The 20,234-nt window shown below is 43.7% G+C and carries 17 protein-coding genes and 1 rRNA gene; 13 read left to right on the forward strand and 5 right to left on the reverse strand.

The features are described 5' to 3' along the window. The 3 genes from SLS51_RS21230 to SLS51_RS21240 form a co-directional block, all read left to right on the forward strand. Positions 1 to 188: hypothetical protein (locus SLS51_RS21230; protein ID WP_323840545.1), on the forward strand; the 188-nt coding region annotated here is incomplete at its 5' end. Between the two features lie 398 nt (positions 189 to 586). Then, positions 587 to 1,522, forward strand: coding sequence for a hypothetical protein (locus SLS51_RS21235; protein ID WP_323840546.1), 936 nt, complete (start codon positions 587 to 589; stop codon positions 1,520 to 1,522). Between the two features lie 2 nt (positions 1,523 to 1,524). Beyond that, positions 1,525 to 1,920: a type III secretion system chaperone gene (locus tag SLS51_RS21240; protein WP_011148817.1), complete on the forward strand. Its 396-nt coding sequence runs from the start codon at positions 1,525 to 1,527 to the stop codon at positions 1,918 to 1,920. A 305-nt stretch (positions 1,921 to 2,225) separates the two neighbouring features. Here SLS51_RS21240 and SLS51_RS21245 read toward each other — a convergent pair whose 3' ends face one another. From SLS51_RS21245 to argE, 3 genes are all read right to left on the reverse strand, one after another. Then, positions 2,226 to 2,807, reverse strand: coding sequence for a YolA family protein (locus tag SLS51_RS21245; protein ID WP_323840547.1), 582 nt, complete (start codon positions 2,805 to 2,807; stop codon positions 2,226 to 2,228). A 300-nt stretch (positions 2,808 to 3,107) separates the two neighbouring features. Next, a complete protein-coding gene (ppc, locus tag SLS51_RS21250) occupies positions 3,108 to 5,744 on the reverse strand; it encodes a phosphoenolpyruvate carboxylase (protein ID WP_323840548.1) in 2,637 nt (878 codons plus the stop codon). 282 nt (positions 5,745 to 6,026) lie between these two features. Further along, positions 6,027 to 7,184 (reverse strand): acetylornithine deacetylase, encoded by a 1,158-nt coding sequence (gene argE, locus SLS51_RS21255; protein WP_323840549.1) that lies wholly within the window; start codon positions 7,182 to 7,184, stop codon positions 6,027 to 6,029. 102 nt (positions 7,185 to 7,286) lie between these two features. Between argE and argC the strand changes: the two genes are divergently transcribed. The 5 genes from argC (at position 7,287) to oxyR (ending at position 12,965) form a co-directional block, all read left to right on the forward strand. Continuing rightward, the gene (gene argC, locus SLS51_RS21260; RefSeq protein WP_323840550.1) at positions 7,287 to 8,291 is read left to right on the forward strand and encodes an N-acetyl-gamma-glutamyl-phosphate reductase; all 1,005 of its coding nucleotides are present in this window, start codon (positions 7,287 to 7,289) and stop codon (positions 8,289 to 8,291) included. Between the two features lie 25 nt (positions 8,292 to 8,316). Further along, entirely contained in the window at positions 8,317 to 9,090 is a 774-nt protein-coding gene (gene argB, locus SLS51_RS21265; RefSeq protein ID WP_323840551.1) for an acetylglutamate kinase, read from the forward strand. Positions 9,091 to 9,158: 68 nt separating this feature from the next. Beyond that, entirely contained in the window at positions 9,159 to 10,373 is a 1,215-nt protein-coding gene (locus tag SLS51_RS21270) for an argininosuccinate synthase (protein WP_323840552.1), read from the forward strand. Between the two features lie 152 nt (positions 10,374 to 10,525). Further along, complete coding sequence (gene argH, locus SLS51_RS21275) at positions 10,526 to 11,905, forward strand: argininosuccinate lyase (protein ID WP_323840554.1); 1,380 nt, start codon at positions 10,526 to 10,528, stop codon at positions 11,903 to 11,905. A gap of 154 nt (positions 11,906 to 12,059) precedes the next feature. Then, the gene (gene oxyR, locus SLS51_RS21280; RefSeq protein ID WP_323840555.1) at positions 12,060 to 12,965 is read left to right on the forward strand and encodes a DNA-binding transcriptional regulator OxyR; all 906 of its coding nucleotides are present in this window, start codon (positions 12,060 to 12,062) and stop codon (positions 12,963 to 12,965) included. Here oxyR and sthA read toward each other — a convergent pair. After that, the gene (sthA, locus tag SLS51_RS21285; RefSeq protein WP_011148807.1) at positions 12,957 to 14,354 is read right to left on the reverse strand and encodes a Si-specific NAD(P)(+) transhydrogenase; all 1,398 of its coding nucleotides are present in this window, start codon (positions 14,352 to 14,354) and stop codon (positions 12,957 to 12,959) included. The genes oxyR and sthA overlap by 9 nt on opposite strands. Before the next feature lie 382 nt (positions 14,355 to 14,736). On the opposite strand from sthA, the gene fabR reads away from it, so the two are divergent. Both fabR and SLS51_RS21295 read left to right on the forward strand, forming a co-directional pair. Beyond that, complete coding sequence (gene fabR / locus SLS51_RS21290) at positions 14,737 to 15,381, forward strand: HTH-type transcriptional repressor FabR (RefSeq protein WP_323840556.1); 645 nt, start codon at positions 14,737 to 14,739, stop codon at positions 15,379 to 15,381. A gap of 23 nt (positions 15,382 to 15,404) precedes the next feature. After that, positions 15,405 to 15,776, forward strand: coding sequence for a YijD family membrane protein (locus tag SLS51_RS21295; RefSeq protein WP_112878973.1), 372 nt, complete (start codon positions 15,405 to 15,407; stop codon positions 15,774 to 15,776). 62 nt (positions 15,777 to 15,838) lie between these two features. On the opposite strand, the gene trmA is transcribed toward SLS51_RS21295, so the two are convergent. Continuing rightward, positions 15,839 to 16,942 (reverse strand): tRNA (uridine(54)-C5)-methyltransferase TrmA, encoded by a 1,104-nt coding sequence (gene trmA / locus SLS51_RS21300; RefSeq protein ID WP_323840559.1) that lies wholly within the window; start codon positions 16,940 to 16,942, stop codon positions 15,839 to 15,841. 180 nt (positions 16,943 to 17,122) lie between these two features. On the opposite strand from trmA, the gene btuB reads away from it, so the two are divergent. The 3 genes from btuB to SLS51_RS21315 form a co-directional block, all read left to right on the forward strand. After that, entirely contained in the window at positions 17,123 to 18,988 is a 1,866-nt protein-coding gene (gene btuB, locus SLS51_RS21305) for a TonB-dependent vitamin B12 receptor BtuB (protein WP_323840557.1), read from the forward strand. Next, on the forward strand, positions 18,933 to 19,796 hold the full coding sequence (gene murI / locus SLS51_RS21310; RefSeq protein ID WP_323840558.1) for a glutamate racemase: 864 nt from the start codon (positions 18,933 to 18,935) through the stop codon (positions 19,794 to 19,796). The genes btuB and murI overlap by 56 nt, the downstream gene beginning before the upstream one ends. Before the next feature lie 360 nt (positions 19,797 to 20,156). Beyond that, positions 20,157 to 20,234, forward strand: a 16S ribosomal RNA gene (locus SLS51_RS21315); the annotation flags it as partial.

The raw sequence follows: 20,234 nt of genomic DNA on the forward strand, positions 1-20,234 counted from the left end.
TTGCTTATTTGCTTATTTGCTTATTTGCTTATTTGCTTATTTGCTTATTTGCTTATTTGCTTATTTGCTTATTTGCTTATTTGCTTATTTGCTTATTTGCTTATTTGCTTAATAAGTATGGAGTACCTAATTATCGGTGGCTGGATAATGTAGTTCCATTTTTGCTTTGTTGGACGGCAAAGCGCTGAAGGTAATTGTCAAGCTCGTGCACACCAGAGGTGAAAGCCTTGCGTTGATGGTAGTTTGGACTAAGGAATTGCTCTTCAAACACGTTTCACCTTGCGCGCAGCATTTATTGCGTTTTGTAAAGCAGCATTAGGGGCAAAAGCGTCATTCAAAGCGGTTGTGAATGCCTGAAAATCCTGGACTGTCATTGTTAGATCATCTTGGTTTAATAAGTAAAGTCCGCCATAAGCCTTCGTCCAGTATGAACTGTTATGCTTCAATAATCCCAAGCACCTATCCCCAGATAATCCTTCTCTTCTGACACCTAAAACAGATAAAAATCGGGTCACTTTTTTACATAAGTAGGGTAGGAAAAATACTAAGATGACCTTAATTAATTCAATTTATGTTGGAAAAGGTTATGCCAATTTCATCCATTAGCGGCCATACGCTGCTTAGCCAAACGCAAGTTCCTCAACACGCAGCAGTTTCTCCCCTACTTGAACAGGGCAACCGCTTGTTTGAACAGTCTGTCCGACGTGGCCCGTTGCACTTCCAGAGCTCGGATCTCAAGCATTTGATCACCGAATTGCGCCAGTTGCAGAGTGCTCCCAACAGTGCGCAGGCCCAACGGGTGCAGGATGCCATTCAGCATTGGGAGAACCACCATCCTAAAGAGGTGGCGGCTCGTAGTACCCGCCTTGCCGAGCTTAAACAGGCTCTGGCAGAACAAGGCGCTGTGGTGCGTACCCTCCAGCCAAAGGTGACGACGACTAGCCCTCAGGCCATGTTAAAGCAGGCTATGCCAGCCTTACAGAAGATGGAAACTTATGCATGTACTGATGGACTTACATTCGTCGGAAAGCACAGCTCTCATCGTCGGCAGGTTGAAGAGAGATTGGATTCATTTGGGGGCAGTCAGAGTCGCAAGGCTGCTAACAAACAGGCCAATGATATGTCCAATATGGCGGCTATTGCCGCTAAACGAGGAAACGTCAGTCTTAACCAACTGAAATCTATTGCCGCCTGTGTCGCTCAAGCCCAAGCTGGTTGCTGCACGACTTTTGCCTACTCCGCGGCAGCCGAGCTGATGAAGCACAATCAAGATAACCAGCAGCGCATTGAGGTAGTCGCTCATCGTGGTGCCAAGGGGCATAGCCAGACTCACTGCTTTGTAGTGGTCGGTCGCGATCCCAACAGTGAACTCAGCAAACCCGAAACTTGGGGTAAGCAAGCACACGTCATCGATCCTTGGGCTGCGACCATAGGTGGTAGGTTGCAAGGCACGCCGAGTAATCCACCGATCGCTAACCTGTGGCCGCCGACTGAATCTGTGTTTGACAACCATAAAGAGTAACCATGTTTAATGCCTTATTATCGGAACTGTGCCGACGCCTTGGGCAGACCGAAGAATCTCTGCATGCGGAAGGGCTCGATCTACCTCTCGGCCCTTTTAGTTTGCATATCCGCCAACGCGATGAGTTGGTAACTTTGTTTATTCCACTAGGTGATGTCGAACCTTGTTCGTTGGCTACATTGGCCGATTGGCCATCATTGCAACTGAGCCGTAGTGGTGAGGGAGAGACTCTGCTCTGGAGCCGTGAATGGTTGGAGAGGCTGGATGCTGAGCTGTTGACCAACTTGGTCGAGCGGATGTTACAGCAAGCTAGGGACCTTACGGCTACGGCACCTATTACTGAAAGCCAAGAATGGCCGCCGTTAAGTATTCAAGGGAGTTCGTGGCATAAAGTTTAGGCGAAAAACCTTAAGAGGCTTTAAGGGATTAATCAAGTGTATTATTGCAAGCCACGAGCGATATTATTTTGCGCATTCGTTATACCATTTGTGGATTAATGACTTTATTACTGGGTACAGGCGTTCCTACAGGGGGAACCTAACGGAAGTAATTTGTGAGAAATTCACTGGAGTAAACTTTTAAGTTAATTTTATATAATTGCTTAATTACGAGGCTAAACCATTGGCGTCGATACCTGTGCGTAAAAATGAACAAGGGCGGTTTCCCGCCCCTCTTAATAGACTCTTAAATGGGTTTCAGCAGGTCAAAGAATGCTAATCTGCGTTGACATGGTATTTCGAGGCCAATTAGCGGAAGTATTCTGGTAGCTGAATACACCGTTCTGGTAGCCATCGAGGCTGTATTCCTTAAGGAAGCCAACCACAAGTTGGCCCGCAGCACATGGCCAATTGTAGTGCCCGTTTGTAATGCAAACTGGTGTAGAAGAGTACAGCGAGTATGGCAGTGTACTGCCGTTCATCCAAGCAAAGGAATTGTAGCCGTAGCCAATTTCCAGAACGGCGGCGCGGAGCTGTTGTCCTCCGTGATTGCAGTTTGTCACCGGCAAGTTGGAAGTGTATTCCCATCCGCAATTCGTGGAGCCAACGGCATAGACCCACATATTGGTTAGCGGAGGTGCGGCGACGTAAGCCACCTCAGATTTAACATCGAGTTTTTTCTCTTCTTCGGCCCGGATAGGGCTTTCTGGGTTAGGAAGTAGCTGGGATTGTGCCGCCAGGGCATTTTGAGCAGCAGGGACCTCCTTCGGTTGCTCTGTTTGGGCATAGGTATTAACGCCAAATAAAGAAGCAAGAGATAACAACATGGCAAGTTTATTTTTCTTCACGACTGAATCCTCTTAGAAATGGAAAAGCACAATTCTAGGGAAGTGGACAAAAATCACATTATTAAATTTTATTTATGTAATGATCGAAATTTTTGCGGGGGTTATTGCTTCCATGCTTATTTTACTGCGGAAAAAGGGGATAAATAATAAGGAATTTTTCTTCAAGTACGCTTCGTCTGGTGAGAAATGACTTCTTTTTAGTTATCTATTGAGCACATTTTGTACGGGGTTGTCTGGAGACAAAATATACTGGTACTGTGCTCAATAGTGTCACTACCGTTGCGCGAAGATTACCTGCTACTAACCTGTATTTCGCATTCCTGCTGCGATACCGGCAATGGTGACCATCAACGCTTGTTCAACCTGTGGATCAGAATATTGCTGTTGACGGGAACGCAGTAATAGTTCTACCTGTAGGACGTTTAATGGATCAGTGTAAACATTACGCAGGGCGATTGATTCTGCAATCCACGGTAAATCTGCCATTAGGTGCTCATCTTTGGAAATGGCTAATACCGTCTTAATATCCGCGGAGAGTTGCTTGCGCAGTTTCTGACCTAACGGCCATAGGTTTTTATCTACCAGACGATGATCATAATATTCTGCCAACCACAAATCGGCTTTGGCGAAGACCATTTCCAACATACCAATCCGAGTGGTAAAAAAAGGCCAATCACGGCACATTTCTGCTAGTACATTCTGTTTCCCATCATTTACAACTTGTTGTAGCGCAGCACCTGCACCTAACCAGGCTGGCAACATTAGGCGATTCTGTGTCCAGGCGAAAATCCACGGGATAGCGCGTAAACTTTCCACACCACCCGCCGGATGACGTTTGGCTGGACGAGAACCTAAAGGCAGTTTAGCTAATTCCTGTTCTGGTGTTGCCGCGCGGAAATAAGGTACAAAATCGGGCTGTTCACGTACATAATCGCGATACATTTTGCAGGAAACATCAGACAGGGTATTCATCACCTGATGCCATTCTGGTTTAGGCTCCGGCGGTGGTAGGAGGTTTGCTTCCAGAATTGCACTGGCATACAAGGCTAAGCTACTGATAGTGACCTGTGGCAGACCGAATTTAAAGCGGATCATTTCGCCTTGTTCGGTCACACGTAGGCCACCTTTTAGGCTTCCCGGTGGTTGGGAAAGCAGCGCTGCATGTGCTGGCGCACCGCCACGGCCAATAGTGCCGCCGCGACCGTGGAATAAGGTCAGCGTGATGCCCTCTTTTTCACAAACATTGATCAAGGCATCCTGTGCTCGGTATTGCGCCCATGCAGCAGCCATCACTCCGGCATCTTTTGCTGAGTCAGAATAGCCAATCATCACCATCTGTTTGTCATGAATCAGCTCGCGATACCACTTAATATTCATTAATTGCTGAATGACATTTTCGGCATTATTCAGGTCATCAAGGGTTTCGAACAATGGGGCAACGGGTAAAGTGAACGGACAACCGGCTTCTTTCAGTAGCAAGTGAACCGCTAATACATCAGAAGGCACTTTAGCCATTGAGATAACGTAAGCGGCGATAGCGTCTTGAGGTGACTCAGCAATGACTTTACAGGTTGCGAAAACCTCTTGTGTTTCAGCGCTTGGTTGCCAGTTATGTGGGATCAATGGACGTTTGGAGTGCAGTTCATACAGTAGGAAAGCCTGTTTTTCTTCTTCTGACCAACTGGTGTAGTCACCTAATTCCAGGTATTGCGTCAGTTCAGAAATGGCGGTTGTATGGCGAGTGCTTTCTTGACGTACATCAATGCGTACCAGCGATAAGCCGAAGCAACGGATACGGCGCAGGATATCTAATAATTGACCGTTGGCAATGATTTCCATCCCGCAGGTTTTTAGTGACTGATAACAGGCGTAAAGTGGTTGCCAAAGCTGTTCGTTATCCACCAGCAAATCAGTTGGCGGCAGAACTTGCTCTCCTTTCAGTTGTTTCTCCAAATAGGTCAATGTATTACTGAGTTGTGTCCGCAATTTTTTAGCAATTTCTCGGTAAGGCTCTAGAATTTCATCACCACCTGCTAGTTTACGAACTTCTGGTGTACATTCAGACATGGATAGCTCAGAAACCAGAACCTGAATATCTTTTAGGAATAGATCGGCTGCTTTCCAGCGGCTAAGCAGTAGTACATGACGAGTGACTTCAGAGGTGACATTCGGGTTGCCGTCCCGGTCGCCGCCCATCCAGGAAGTAAAGCGGACAGGTACCGCTTCAACTGGCAGGCTGTAATCAATTGATTCTTCCAGTTGTTCATTGAATTCACGCAGGAATGCTGGTACACCCTCCCACAAGCTGTTTTCCACCATAGCAAACCCCCACTTCGCTTCATCAATTGGGGTAGGACGAATTTTGCGGATTTCATCGGTATGCCATGACTGGGCAACTAACTGGCGCAGACGGCGCATAATGTTGTTACGCTCATAATCCGCCAGATCATCGTGATCGAGTTGCGATAGGCAGGTGTTAACGGCTACCAGTTTATGGATCAATGTACGACGAGCGATTTCAGTTGGGTGAGCGGTGAGAACCAGTTCAATAGACAGTTCATTTACCGCTTTTTTCAGATCGTCATTATTGAAATTTTTTTCTTTTAAGCGGGTGAATAATTTCGCTAACGCAACGGGGTTGCTGGCAGCTTCACCATGCGGGGAGATACTGTGATATTGTTCTGCGACGTTTGTCAGGTTGAGAAATTGATTGAAAGCACGGGCAACTGGCAACAGTTCATTATTAGATAGGTTTTGCAATGTAGATAATAGCTGCTGGCGGTGGGTTTCATTACCTGCGCGGGATGATTTGGATAATTTGCGGATAGTCTCAACTTTATCGAGAATATCTTCCCCTAAAGCTTCTTTGATCGTGTCTCCGAGCAGCTTACCTAGCATGCTGACATTACTACGCATTGCAGAATATTGTTGGTTCATGTGACTCTTAGCCTTTATTGCTGGCAGAATGTTGATTCTGTTCCTGTAGAAAAATTTTATTTAAGTGGCGGGAAGTTATTTTTTGTGGCGCCACAGTGTTGTATTGACCCTAAGCCCTCATATTCATATCAGAAAATAATCAGTTTGGGCGAAATTTCTAAAATTTAATGGCAGGTCATATTCTATAAGTATTACTTATGTGCCAGAAAGCTTAGGAAGAGTACTTTTGTTGATTGTTATGATGCTTGAGTCCCCCTGACTTTTGGGGGACGAATAAAAAGATTAATTATTGCTTAGACAAAAATGATCTATTAACTGGGAAATTATCTTTCTGGTGGGTTCAATAAATGACATATCAATGAACTCATCCGGTTGATGTGCCTGTTCAATAGAGCCTGGGCCAAGGACTAAAGTTGGGCAGACTTTCTGAATGAATGGTGCTTCGGTACAGTAGTTGACCGTTTCAGCTTTGCGCCCTAGCAGTCTCTCAATCACGTCAACCATCTTGTGATCGGTTGGGCATTCATAACCGGGAATAGGGGAATGTAACTCATCGATAGTTAAGCGGTCAGGCCAGCGTTGCTTCACTGGTTCCAGCGCTTCATTTAACAGTCCGTTCAGATCTTGTAACGTTAGTCCCGGTAACGGGCGAATATCCATATGCAATTCACAATGGGCACAAATACGGTTTACTGCGTCACCTCCATGAATATATCCGAAGTTCATGGTTGGGTATGGAATGGTAAACGCCGGGTTGTTGTAACGCTCTTTTAGCGTATTGCGTAGTTCAATCAGGTGACCAATAGATTCGTGCATCAAGTCAATGGCGTTTATACCACGGTCTGGATCACTGGAGTGCCCGGATTGACCAACAATGCGGATAGCGTTCGATAAATGTCCTTTGTGTGCACAGATAGGATGCAATGAAGTGGGTTCACCAATAATAGCGAAATCTGGGCGGATAGTGGTACTTGCAGCAAAATAGCGGGCTCCCGCCATTGTTGTCTCTTCATCTGCAGTTGCCAGAATGTACAGCGGACGGGTTATTTTGCTGACATCAATGTTCCGCAACGCATCAATAATAAAGGCGAAAAAGCCTTTCATGTCTGCTGTACCTAAACCGTACAGTTTGTTATCGCGCTCTGTCAGGGTGAAAGGATCTTTCGTCCAGAGACCTTCGTCAAAGGGTACGGTATCAGTGTGTCCACACAATAGTAATCCACCTGGGCCACGCCCCAATGTTGCTAGTAGATTGTATTTTCCGAGGGCTTCGGGGACGGGCTGTATCTCGATTTCGAAACCAATTTCTTTCAACCAACTTGCCAGTAGGTTAATGAGAGACTCGTTACTTTGGTCAATACTGACATCGGTGGCGCTGATAGATGGAGTTGCGATTAATTGCCGAAATAGCTCAATAAATGGAGGTAATTTAATATTCACTGTTGACAGCCTTTATTCATGATAGTATCAATATTCATGCATTTTTTTTGAATAAAAATACATTATCCCGTTTGAATACTGAGCACAAGGTAAAGATATCCTATGTTGAATACGCTGGTTGTTGGTGCAAGTGGTTACACCGGAGCAGAACTGGCAGCATATCTGCATCGTCATCCGCATACGAATCTGATTAGACTCATGGTTTCTGCTCAGAGCGTTGATGCAGATAAATGCTTCTCAGATTTACATCCACAGTATAAAGGCATTGTTGATCTACCGCTGCAACCGCTGACTGATATTATTAATGCTGCTAAAGGGATTGATGTGGTTTTCCTTGCCACCGCCCATGAAGTTAGTCATGACATTGCGCCGCTATTTCTGGCAGCAGGTTGCACTGTATTCGATCTCTCCGGTGCCTACCGCGTACAAAATGCTCAGATCTATCAACAATACTACGGATTCAAACATAAGCATACTGAATGGTTAGCACAAGCAGTATATGGACTTGCCGAATGGCAGGCTGAAAAAATCAAACAGGCCCAATTGGTTGCTGTACCGGGATGTTACCCAACAGTTTCTCAACTCTCCCTGAAACCGTTGTTGGAAAATAGTTTGTTGGATACCGACCATTGGCCGGTGATTAATGCGACTAGTGGGGTAAGTGGAGCAGGCCGGAAAGCCAGCATGACCAACAGTTTCTGCGAAATTAGTTTGCAACCTTATGGAATATTTACCCATCGTCATCAACCGGAGATTGAGGAACATCTGGGAACCAGAGTGGTTTTTACCCCACATCTTGGCAATTTCGCGCGGGGTATTCTTGCCACAATTACCTGTAAGTTGAAGCCGGGTGTTACCGCAGAACAGATAGATGAGGTGTATCGTCAAGCATACAAAGATAAGCCATTGGTAAGGCTTTACAGCAAAGGAGTGCCAGCATTGAAATCCGTTGTTGGGTTACCGTTTTGTGATATTGGTTTTGTTGTACAGGGTGACCATCTGATTGTTGTGGGTACTGAGGATAATCTTTTGAAGGGCGCGGCAGCTCAGGCAGTTCAGTGTATGAATATACGTTTTGGGTTTGAAGAAACTCAGGCATTATTTTAATTATTGACGTGAAGGAGTAGAGCAGATGGAACCTTTAGTCATAAAGTTAGGTGGTGTGTTACTGGACAATGAAGAAGCATTGGAACGTGTGTTTACTGCATTGCAGGAATATCGGCAAACACACGAACGCCAGTTAGTTGTTGTTCATGGGGGAGGGTATCTGGTGGATGAGCTGATGGAGAAGTTGCAGCTACCGATAGTGAAGGAACAAGGATTACGAGTAACACCCGCTGATCAGATTGGGATTATCACCGGCGCATTGGCTGGTATCGCCAATAAGACCTTGTTGTCGTGGGCGACTAAATATCAACTTGCATCAGTTGGATTATATTTAGGAGATGGTAATGTGGCCACGGTTTCCCAACTGAGTGAAGAGTTGGGGCATGTAGGGAAAGCGATGCCGGGCGATGCTAAGTTGCTGAAAACGTTACTGGATGCGGGTTATATGCCCATTATCAGCTCGATTGGTGTAACGGATAAAGGGGAGCTGATGAATGTGAATGCCGATCAGGCAGCAACGGCGATAGCTCAGACGCTAGGTGCTGATTTGGTATTGCTCTCTGATGTTAGTGGTATTTTGGATGGTAAAGGGCAGAAAATCCCTGACATAAATGTTGAGAAAGCAGAACAACTTATTGCTCACGGCATCATTACTGACGGCATGATTGTGAAGGTGAATGCTGCTCTAGATGCAGCTAGGACATTAGATCGTCCGGTAGATATCGCCAGTTGGCGTCATGCAGATCAACTGACCGATCTATTTAACGGTGTTCCCGTCGGTACTCGTATTTTGGCTTAAATTAAGTTTGATTAATTTTCGGCAAAGCTTTGCTGATAAATAACAACGGGATTTCAAAGGGTAATTTCATGCATACTAAAGATATTAAAAAAATCGTTCTTGCCTATTCTGGTGGTCTGGATACTTCTGCCATTATTCCTTGGTTGAAGGAACATTATGGCAACTGTGAAGTTGTTGCGTTTGTTGCTGATGTGGGGCAAAGCCGTGAAGATCTGGAGGGTGTGGAGCAGAAAGCTTTGCGTTCTGGCGCATCAGAATGTCACGTTGTGGATCTGCGTGAGGAATTCATTAAAGATTATGTTTATCCGGTATTGAAAACCGGTGCTCTGTATGAAGGTAGCTATTTGTTGGGCACTTCAATGGCACGCCCCATTATTGCTAAAGCACAGGTTGAATTGGCACTGAAAGTGGGAGCAGATGCACTTGCTCATGGTGCAACAGGTAAGGGTAACGATCAGGTTCGGTTTGAAAGCACTTATACGGCATTAGCTCCTCAGCTAAAAGTGGTTGCACCGTGGAGAGAGTGGGATTTGCGTTCCCGTGAAGCGTTGCTGGATTATCTGAAAGCGAGAGATATTCCAACCACCGCAACATTGGAAAAAATTTACAGCCGTGATGAGAATGCGTGGCATATCTCTACCGAAGGTGGCGTACTGGAAAGCACTTGGAATGCATCCAATAAAGATTGTTGGGTGTGGACAGTCGATCCAGAAGAGGCACCAGATGAAGCTGAATTGGTCAGTGTCACGGTTGAGAAAGGCGAGGTTGTTGGGGTCAACGGTAAAGTAATGTCTCCATATCAATGCCTTGAAGCGCTGAATATTTTGGGAGTAAAACATGGTATCGGTCGTATCGATATCGTGGAAAACCGGCTGGTGGGCATGAAATCTCGTGGTTGTTATGAAACGCCGGGAGGAACCATCATGATGGCTGCGTTGCGTGGTGTTGAACAACTGGTTCTGGACCGCGATAGCTTTAAATGGCGTCAGCAGCTTGGGCTAGAAATGTCTTATGTCGTTTATGACGGACGTTGGTTTGCCCCGCTACGTCAATCTATTCAGGCAGCGGCTGAGACGTTGGCTGCGGATGTCAGCGGTGAAGTAGTATTGAAACTCTATAAAGGCCAGGTAACAGCGATCCAGAAGAGATCAACAAATAGCCTTTATTCTGAAGCGTTTGCAACGTTTGGTGAAGATGAGGTTTACGATCACAGCCATGCAGCAGGATTTATCCGTCTGTATTCTCTCCCTTCGCGCATTCGGGCATTAAATAGTAAAGAGTAATTTCATCGTTCGTAGTTATGGAGGTAATGACCCGATCGTGAATTCATCCTTGTATTTGATTTATCGAGTCTATTATCTCCATGTTGCGAATGAAGTTGCTGTTTATGAAAGGTAATCAATCATTCAGACATCAGATAATCAGGAACGAAAATATGGCACTCTGGGGCGGGCGTTTCAGTCAGAAAGCAGATCAACGGTTCAAACAATTTAACGATTCACTTCGCTTTGATTACCGGTTGGCGGAACAGGACATTACCGGTTCAGTTGCATGGTCGAAAGCGTTGATAACGGTTGGTGTGCTGACCGTTGAAGAACAACAAAGGCTGGAGTTGGCATTAAATGAATTGCTGAATGAGGTTCAGGCTAACCCACAAGCCATTTTGCAAAGTGATGCAGAAGATATCCATAGTTGGGTAGAAGGGCAGTTGATCAGTAAAGTTGGCGATCTGGGTAAGAAGCTCCACACTGGTCGTAGCCGTAACGATCAGGTGGCAACAGATCTCAAACTTTGGTGTAAAGAATACATTTCACATCTCCATCAGGCAATTGTGGAGTTACAGCAGGCATTGGTGATCACCGCAGAGAATAATCAGGATGCGGTGATGCCGGGTTATACCCATCTGCAAAGAGCGCAGCCTATCACATTTGCTCACTGGTGCTTGGCATATGTAGAAATGTTGGTCCGTGATGAAAATCGGTTACAGGATACTTTAAAACGGCTTAATACTAGCCCGCTTGGGTGCGGTGCATTGGCTGGAACCGCTTATGATATTGACCGCGAACAGCTAGCATCATGGCTAGGTTTTGCTTCAGCGACGCGTAACAGCTTAGATAGTGTTTCAGATCGTGACCATGTATTGGAACTGCTATCTAATGCCAGCATCAGTATGATCCATCTTTCCCGTTTTGCGGAAGATCTTATTTTCTTTAATAGCGGTGAAGCAGGATTTATTGAACTGTCAGATCGAGTCACTTCCGGTTCTTCTCTGATGCCACAGAAGAAAAACCCGGATGCACTGGAGTTAATCCGTGGTAAATGTGGCCGAGTGCAGGGGGCATTGACCGGTATGATGATGACCTTGAAAGGTCTGCCGCTGGCTTATAATAAAGATATGCAGGAGGATAAAGAAGGGTTGTTTGATGCGCTGGACATTTGGCTGGATTGTTTGCATATGGCCGCGTTGGTGTTAGACGGTATTCAGGTCAGGCGTTCACGTTGTGCAGAAGCAGCTAAACAGGGTTATGCTAACGCGACCGAATTAGCTGATTATTTGGTAGCAAAAGGTGTTCCATTCCGTGAAGCCCACCATATTGTTGGGGAAACTGTGATTATGGCACTTACTCAGGGTAAGGCGCTGGAAGCGTTGCCATTGACAGAGTTGCAGAAGTTCAGCAGTGCAATTATTGAAGATGTATATGATATTTTGTCTCTACAATCTTGTCTGGACAAACGCCTTGCAAAAGGTGGCGTATCGCAAAAACAGGTTATGAAAGCGATTGCAGAGGCTAAACAGAGGCTAAAATTAAGTTAGTCATCGTGAGCAGGGGGGATTAATTTATCCCCTGTAAAATAAGTGAGATCTTTATATATAAGTTTTTAAGGATTATCTGATAGTCTTTTCCTCACATTGATATAATTATCTATTGGTAGTTTCTATCATTTATATTAAATATGTTGAGGTGGGAATGAATATCCGCGATCTGGAATATCTTGTGGCGCTTGCGGAGCATCGGCACTTTCGCCATGCTGCTGATGCTTGCCACGTTAGCCAGCCTACGTTAAGCGGGCAAATTCGTAAGCTTGAGGATGATCTGGGTGTCATGTTATTGGAGCGCACCAGCCGTAAGGTTTTGTTCACGCAACAAGGGATGTTATTAGTAGAACAAGCCAGAACAGTTCTCCGTGAGGTGAGGATTTTGCAGGAAATGGCGTCACTTCAACGGGAAAACATGTCTGGTCCTCTGCATATTGGCTTGATCCCGACAGTTGGTCCATATCTGTTGCCTCATATTATCCCTGGGCTTCATAGTTTGTTTCCTAAGTTGGAAATGTATCTGTATGAAGCCCAGACTCAAAGTCTGTTAGCTCAGTTGGATAGTGGCAAATTGGACTGTGCGATTCTGGCAATGGTTAAGGAGACAAGAGCTTTCATTGAAGTGCCATTGTTTGAAGAACCCATGAAACTAGCTATCTATGATGGCCATCCTTGGGCAGAGCGTAAAAAAATCGCTATGGATGAATTGGCAGGTGAAAAATTGTTGATGCTAGAAGATGGTCATTGCTTGCGTGATCAGGCAATGGGGTTCTGTTTTCAGGCTGGCGCGAAGGAAGATACTCATTTTCGTGCAACCAGTTTGGAAACCCTGCGCAATATGGTTGCGGCCGGTAGTGGAATAACCTTATTGCCTGATCTGGCAGTGCCACAAGAGAAAAAACGTGATGGCGTCTGTTATCTGGAGTGTAGCAGCCCTGAACCTAAGCGGTCTGTTGTTTTGATTTATCGTCCTGGTTCACCTCTGCGTGGTCGCTATGAGCAACTAGCAGAGGCTATTAGAGCTAAAATGGGCACTTATTATGGGCAATTAAAATAGCCGGTTAAGGCCGTTTAAAGCCGCGACACGATAGGCTTCAGCCATAGTTGGGTAGTTGAAAGTAGTATTGACGAAATATTCGATAGTATTACTTTCACCTTTCTGTTCCATAATCGCTTGGCCGATATGAATAATTTCAGCCGCACGTTCCCCGAAACAATGAATGCCGAGAATCTCTTTTGTTTCTCTGTGGAACAGTATTTTCAGGCTTCCTACGTTCATCCCCGCAATTTGTGCGCGTGCAAGATGTTTAAATTGCGCGCGCCCAACTTCATAAGGCACTTTCATTGCGGTTAATTGTTGTTCGGTTTTACCTACAGAGCTAATTTCAGGAATGGTATAGATACCCGTTGGAATATCTTCAATCAGATGAACTTCGGCGTTTCCTTTCGTCATCGCTTGGGCGGCAATTCGGCCTTGATCATAAGCAGCTGAGGCCAAGCTTGGATAGCCGATGACATCTCCTACAGCGTAGATATTTTCGTTGCTGGTTTGATAGATCTTATTAACTTTCAGTAAACCACGGCTATCTGCTTCCAGACCAACATTTTTTAGCCCTAAAGTATCCGTATTACCTGTTCGACCATTAGCATAAAGCAGACAGTCAGCTTTGACTTTTTTACCGGATTTAAGGTGAACGATAACACCATCATCAACACCTTCAATTTTAGAATATTCTTCATTGTGGCGGATCACTATACCGCTATTCCAGAAATGGTAAGAAAGTGCGTCTGACATCTCTTGATCAAGGAAAGCGAGTAGGTGATTACGAGTGTTAATCAAATCAACTTTTACGCCTAATCCACGGAAGATTGAAGCATATTCGCAACCAATCACTCCGGCACCGTAAATAATGACATGCCGTGGTTCATGATCCAGTTTCAGAATGGAATCGCTGTTATAAATACGGGAATGAGTGAAATCGACATCTGGCGGACAATATGGACGAGAACCAGTTGCGATAATAATCTTATCTGCGCTTAAAATATCGTGGTTATCGTCAGCATAGCGCACACTCACCCGGTGGTCATCAATGAATGTTGCTTCCCCGGAAAACATACGACACCCATTACGTTCGTAAAATCCTTGACGCATTCTGGTTTGCTGATTAATTACCATTTCAGCACGGCGTAAGATTTCAGCAAATGAAGAGCGAAGAACACGGGAATTATCACTGTACAGAGGGTTTTGGTTAAATTCAATAATACGACTGACGGCGTGGCGGAGGGCTTTAGACGGGATGGTACCCCAATGAGTACAACCACCGCCGACATTATTATAGCGTTCAATAACAGCAACGCTTTTACCCTGTTTCACCAATCCCATTGCTGCTCCTTCTCCACCGGGACCAGAACCAATGACAATGGCGTCAAAATGAATATGTTGCATAGAGGAAAGACCTGTTTTTACACAAAGTTACAACGCTATATTAACATCGGTTGACTTAATAACCCAATTATCATAAGAGTTTATGTCATCGTTTAGGGGGAATCGAACATAGTTTTACCCGCTATGCTGATCTGGCACAAGACCATGAAGCTTTTGGAAAATAAATAATTATCTAACAATCGAATTAGCAAAGGGGAATGTTCCTTCAATGATTTTCTGACTACGCGTAGCCACCTTTATCAGCTTAATATCTAATAAGAAAATGCGCTGAGAAAATGACATGGATCATTATAAATGACATGACAAGCATATCATTACGGCAAACGCGTTAAAATTTGGTATATTTCCTAACATGTAGTTCAGATAAAGAGTCAGGATTCGTGTGAGTAACGTTATCGGCATCAGAGCGAAACAGAAAGAAAAAACTCGTCGTTCACTGATTGAAGCTGCTTTCAGCCAGTTGAGCGCCGAAAGGAGTTTTACCAGCCTTAGCTTGCGTGAAGTCGCTCGCGAAGCAGGTATTGCACCCACTTCATTTTATCGTCATTTCCGCGATGTTGATGAGCTTGGGCTGACTATGGTGGATGAAAGTGGTTTGATGTTACGTCAGTTAATGAGACAAGCTCGGCAACGTATTGCTAAAGGTGGCAGTGTCATCCGCACGTCTGTTTCAACTTTTATGGAATTTATCGGTAATAACCCAAATGCATTCCGATTATTATTACGTGAACGTTCAGGGACCTCTGCTGAATTTCGTGCCGCTGTCGCACGGGAAATACAACATTTTATTGCTGAACTGGCAGACTATTTAGAACAGGAAAGCTGCATGCCGAGGCATTTTACTGAAGTGCAGGCAGAGGCAATGGTAACAATAGTATTCAGTGCAGGTGCAGAAGCACTGGATATTGATTTGGAGAAAAGACAGCGTTTAGAAGAACGTTTAGTCTTGCAGCTACGGATGATTGCTAAAGGTGCATATTATTGGTATCGCAAAGAAATGAACCCACTGAACCCTAAACTTAAATAACTATGAAGGAGGAGAACGAAATGATGGAACAATATCGCCAGGATAAAAGTACATTGTTACTCGCTTTTATTGTCGGATTAGCAACGAATGGAACGTTTTCAGCAGTTTTTAGCTCAGTTGTTTCTTTTTCAGTTTTCCCATTGATAACACTGATTTTATCAATTTATTGTATCCATCAGCGCTATTTGAATTACTCAATGCCAGATGGGATGCCTAAGTTGGTTGTCGCTTGTTTCCTCTTAGGATTATTTAGTTATAGTGCGATTATCAGGGTTGAATACCCTGAAATTGGCTCCAATTTTCTGCCCGCAGTAATGGGTACCGTACTGGTATTTTGGATTTACAGAAAGGTAAAAATTCGTAAAAACCAGGCAATTACAGAAAATTGTCATTAATTGATGAAAAACGCCGGAGAGATCTATCTGCCGGCGTTTTTGTTTTATATGTTCGTCAAGTATCAGTTTAATTTTTCCAGAAGCACGCCACATTCCATATGATGAGTATAAGGAAACTGATCAAACAGAGCCAGACGGCTAATTTTATGCGTTTGGGTTAATGTTTCCAGATTATGGCAAAGGGTTTCCGGGTTACAGGAAATATAAAGAATCCGTGGATATGCTTGGACCATCTCAAGCGTTTTTTCATCAAGGCCGCTACGTGGCGGATCGACAAAGATAGTTTCACATTGATAGCTTTTTAAATTGATTCCTTGAAGGCGATTAAATTCGCGTTCACCATTCATTGCTTGGGTGAACTCCTCTGCTGACATTCGGATAATTTGTACATTATCAATACCGTTGGCTGCAATGTTGTATTGAGCGGCAGCAACGGATGGCTTGGCAATTTCTGTTGCCAATACTCGTTCAAAATTTTGAGCTAATGCCAGAGAGAAATTGCCATTACCACAATAGAGTTCAAGTAAATCACCTTTTGAATTTTTGGTAATATTAATTGCCCATTCAAGCATATGAATATTGACGCTAGCATTTGGTTGGGTGAAGCTGTTTTCCACCTGGCGATAAATCATTTTTCGGCCTGCAACAGGTAAAACCTCATCAATATAATCATGATCCAATGTGATTTTGGTTTTAGCGGCTCTGCCAATTAACTCAACGTCAAACCCTTTATTTCTTAACACCTCACGCAGTCTTAACGCCTGTTGTGTCCATTCATCACCCAATTTTTTGTGATAAAGCAGAGAAACAAGGATTTTATTACTGCAAGTAGACAGATAATCAATTTGAAATAGCTTATGACACAAGATCTGTTCAGATCTAATGGAATCAATTAATGCTACCATCATTTTGTTGATTAACTTACTGGCGACAGGGAATTGAACAAGGCGAATACGCTGTTTCGTCTGTTGATCGAACATAATATGGTACAAATCATCCTGCTCATGCCAAATGCGAAATTCTGCTCGCATTCTGTAATGAGATAGCGGTGAGCGGAAAACCTCTGACCTCGGGGGCTGGAAAGGCGCCATCATGTTTTTTAAACGGCTGACTTTCTCCGTCAGTTGCTGTTCATAGCTTTCCGTTGGCAGGAGATTTTGCATTATGTTTGTTCTCTTATATCTGTAGTAAGAAAAATTTTCGTGCAAAATTGTAGGGAAAGAGCAAAGAATGTCCAGTTTTCTTATTACTCATACATGATCCTGTCTATGCTTACTATGATGAATAGGTTCAACGCTTCATCGTAGCGTGTCCTTCTAACAATAAATTGTGGGATGTTTTCTCTCATGATAAATAAAAAGCGGTTATTATTATCCACTGTTTCAATCATGGTGATTTCTGGCTGGAATCAAGCTTCTGTTGCGGTGGAGTCGCAGGATTCATTAGTTGTGACGGCGAGTCGTTTTAAACAGCCGGTATCAAGCATATTGGCTCCTTATACTGTTGTAACACGAGATGAAATTGATCGTTGGCAGTCAAATAGTGTAGCCGATATTTTGCGCCGCTTACCCGGTGTTGATATTGCGCGGCATGGAGGGATTGGACAGTTAAGCTCTTTGTTTATACGTGGTACTCATGCTAGTCATGTATTAGTACTGATGGATGGAATACGTTTGAATCAAGCGGGCATCAGTGGCTCCTCTGATTTAAGCCAAATACCTGTATCATTGGTTCAGAAAATTGAATATATCCGCGGACCACGTTCCGCTGTTTATGGTTCTGATGCTATTGGTGGTGTTATTAATATCATCACTACCAGAGAGAAACAAGGAACCCGTCTTAATCTTAATGTAGGTATCGGCTCACATGGTTATCAAACTTATGATGGTGCAACTCAACAAACACTAGCTGAAAATACAGTTCTGACAGCAGCAGCTAACTATACTTATACCAAAGGATACGATGTTGTTGCTGATGGTAATACCGGTGGTTTTAGACAACCTGATCGTGACGGCTTCATGAGTAAAATGCTTTGGTTAGGAGTCGATCAAAAATTTAATGAGCAAGTTAGTGGATTTGTTCGAGCTTATGGCTATAACAATAGAACATCTTATGATGCGGATATTAATTGGAGTTATCCATATGCCAGACCGGATACTCGTGAACTTTATAGCCGCCACTATGACATGGGCGTCAAATTTAACCAAGGAATCTACTCATCCCAGTTAATTACAAGTTATAGTCATACAAAAGACTATAACTTTGATCCTCAATATGGACGCTATGATAAGTCTGCTAGCCTTAATGATTCTGAACAATATAACTTGCAATGGGGGAATACTTTTCAGCTATATCAGGGCATGGTCAGTACTGGTGTGGATTTCCAAAAACAATCGATAGAAGCTGGAACCAGTTATATTCCGAAGAGTAAAACGGTACGTAATACAGGAATGTATCTGACAGCACAGCAACAACTGAAAGATTTTATTTTAGAAGGCACAATTCGTTCAGATAAACATTCAGAAGTTGGCTGGAATACTACATGGCAAGCCAGTTTAGGTTGGGAGTTTATTAAAGATTATCGCTTTATCGCTTCTTATGGTACGGCATTTAAGGCTCCAACGCTCAGCCAGATGTATGGTTTCGGTGGTAATCATGATTTGAAGCCAGAAGAGAGTAAACAATGGGAAGGCGGTATTGAAGGCGTCACAGGTCAGCTAAATTGGCGTCTGACTGTATATCGCAATGAGATTGAGCAATTGATCGATTATGCAAATAGTCGCTACTACAATATTGGTAAAGCGAAAATTAAAGGTGTTGAGTGGACTGGTTTAATAGACACTGGCATATTTCAGCATCAATTGACAATACAGTATATTGAACCCCGTAATAGTGAAACTAATGAAATTTTAGTTCGTCGTGCGAAGCAGCAAGTGAAATATCAACTTGACTGGCAGTTATATGATTTTGATTGGGGGTTAACTTATCAGTATCTAGGGCGACGTTATGACAAAGATTTCAGTACATTCCCGGCTAAGCGTGTGAAATTAGGTGGCGTCAGCTTTTGGGATTTAACGGTTTCATATCCAGTCACTTCTTATCTGACAATTCGTGCTAGAATAGCCAACCTGCTTGATAAAGATTACGAGACAGTTTATGGCTATCGCATTCCAGGACGTGAATACTACCTCACTGGGAGCTATAACTTCTGATTTAGATAAAGCCGCACGCCCAACAGTTTTAGTGTTTGATTCTGGGGTAGGCGGCTTATCTATTTACCAAGAGATACGACAATTATTACCAGATCTCCATTATATATATGTTTTTGATAACGAAGCATTCCCTTATGGTGAAAAATCGGAAGAGTTTATTGTTGAACGAGTCGTTCAAATTGTTGGTGCTGTTCAGCAAAAACACCCTCTGACAATAGTCGTTATTGCATGTAACACGGCCAGTACAGTCAGCTTGCCAGCTCTGCGTGAGCGGTTCAGCTTTCCGGTTGTTGGTGTGGTTCCTGCGATAAAACCTGCTGCAAAGTTAACTCGTAATGGTGTCGTTGGATTATTGGCGACTAGAGCAACAGTTAATCGTTCCTATACAAAAGAACTTATCGAAAAGTTTGCGACAGGTTGCAGGATTGAATCTATAGGTTCTGCTGAATTAGTAGAATTAGCTGAAATTAAACTGCATGGTGGTAAGGTCTCTTCCGATATTTTAAAAAAGATACTGCAACCGTGGCTTGGAATGAAAAAACCACCTGATACAGTGGTATTGGGTTGTACCCATTTTCCACTATTAGCAGAAGAATTAGTTCAGATATTACCTGATGGCACGCGTTTAATTGATTCTGGTGTTGCTATTGCTCGAAGAACGGCTTGGTTGGTTAAACATCAGAATAATCTTGTTTGCACTTCAGCAGATAGTCTTGCTTATTGTATGAAAGTGAATGCCGATACTGATGTATTAATCCCCGTTTTGCAGGAGTATGGATTTTCAAAACTAGAAAAATTGATAACTTAAGTTAAATTTGATGGAATAATCATCGGTCGTTAACTTTTTTCAAAATAATTATTGCCAGCGCCAAAGAACGCCCTATAATGCGCCACCACTGACCGACACAACGCTGATAAATATTGTGAGGTTGGGCAGAGAAAAAGCCAACAGGCCCTTGACTCTGCGGGCGAAAAGCGTAATATACGCAGCCCGGCTGAACGAGAATATTATTTTTTATTTCAGCCTGCTCTTTAACAATTAATCAGACAATCTGTGTGGGCACTCACAAGACCGTATCACAAAAAATATGTTTTAAAGTCTTGAAGAGTGAACAACAGTTAATTCATTACGAACTAATTAGTCAGAATTCTTTGAGCATCAAACTTAAAATTGAAGAGTTTGATCATGGCTCAGATTGAACGCTGGCGGCAGGCCTAACACATGCAAGTCGGGCGGTAACAGGAA

The organism is Photorhabdus africana (assembly GCF_035181445.1).
Lineage (GTDB): Bacteria > Pseudomonadota > Gammaproteobacteria > Enterobacterales > Enterobacteriaceae > Photorhabdus > Photorhabdus laumondii.

What these genes read in the sequence shown, in the direction of transcription:
- SLS51_RS21235 (WP_323840546.1), top strand. Translation starts at nt 587, where the DNA reads ATGCCAATTTCATCCATTAGCGGCCATACGCTGCTTAGCCAAACGCAA.
- SLS51_RS21240 (WP_011148817.1), top strand. Translation starts at nt 1,525, where the DNA reads ATGTTTAATGCCTTATTATCGGAACTGTGCCGACGCCTTGGGCAGACC.
- ppc (WP_323840548.1), bottom strand. Translation starts at nt 5,744, where the DNA reads ATGAACCAACAATATTCTGCAATGCGTAGTAATGTCAGCATGCTAGGT.
- argC (WP_323840550.1), top strand. Translation starts at nt 7,287, where the DNA reads ATGTTGAATACGCTGGTTGTTGGTGCAAGTGGTTACACCGGAGCAGAA.
- argB (WP_323840551.1), top strand. Translation starts at nt 8,317, where the DNA reads ATGGAACCTTTAGTCATAAAGTTAGGTGGTGTGTTACTGGACAATGAA.
- SLS51_RS21270 (WP_323840552.1), top strand. Translation starts at nt 9,159, where the DNA reads ATGCATACTAAAGATATTAAAAAAATCGTTCTTGCCTATTCTGGTGGT.
- argH (WP_323840554.1), top strand. Translation starts at nt 10,526, where the DNA reads ATGGCACTCTGGGGCGGGCGTTTCAGTCAGAAAGCAGATCAACGGTTC.
- oxyR (WP_323840555.1), top strand. Translation starts at nt 12,060, where the DNA reads ATGAATATCCGCGATCTGGAATATCTTGTGGCGCTTGCGGAGCATCGG.
- sthA (WP_011148807.1), bottom strand. Translation starts at nt 14,354, where the DNA reads ATGCAACATATTCATTTTGACGCCATTGTCATTGGTTCTGGTCCCGGT.
- SLS51_RS21295 (WP_112878973.1), top strand. Translation starts at nt 15,405, where the DNA reads ATGGAACAATATCGCCAGGATAAAAGTACATTGTTACTCGCTTTTATT.
- btuB (WP_323840557.1), top strand. Translation starts at nt 17,123, where the DNA reads ATGATAAATAAAAAGCGGTTATTATTATCCACTGTTTCAATCATGGTG.
- murI (WP_323840558.1), top strand. Translation starts at nt 18,933, where the DNA reads ATGGCTATCGCATTCCAGGACGTGAATACTACCTCACTGGGAGCTATA.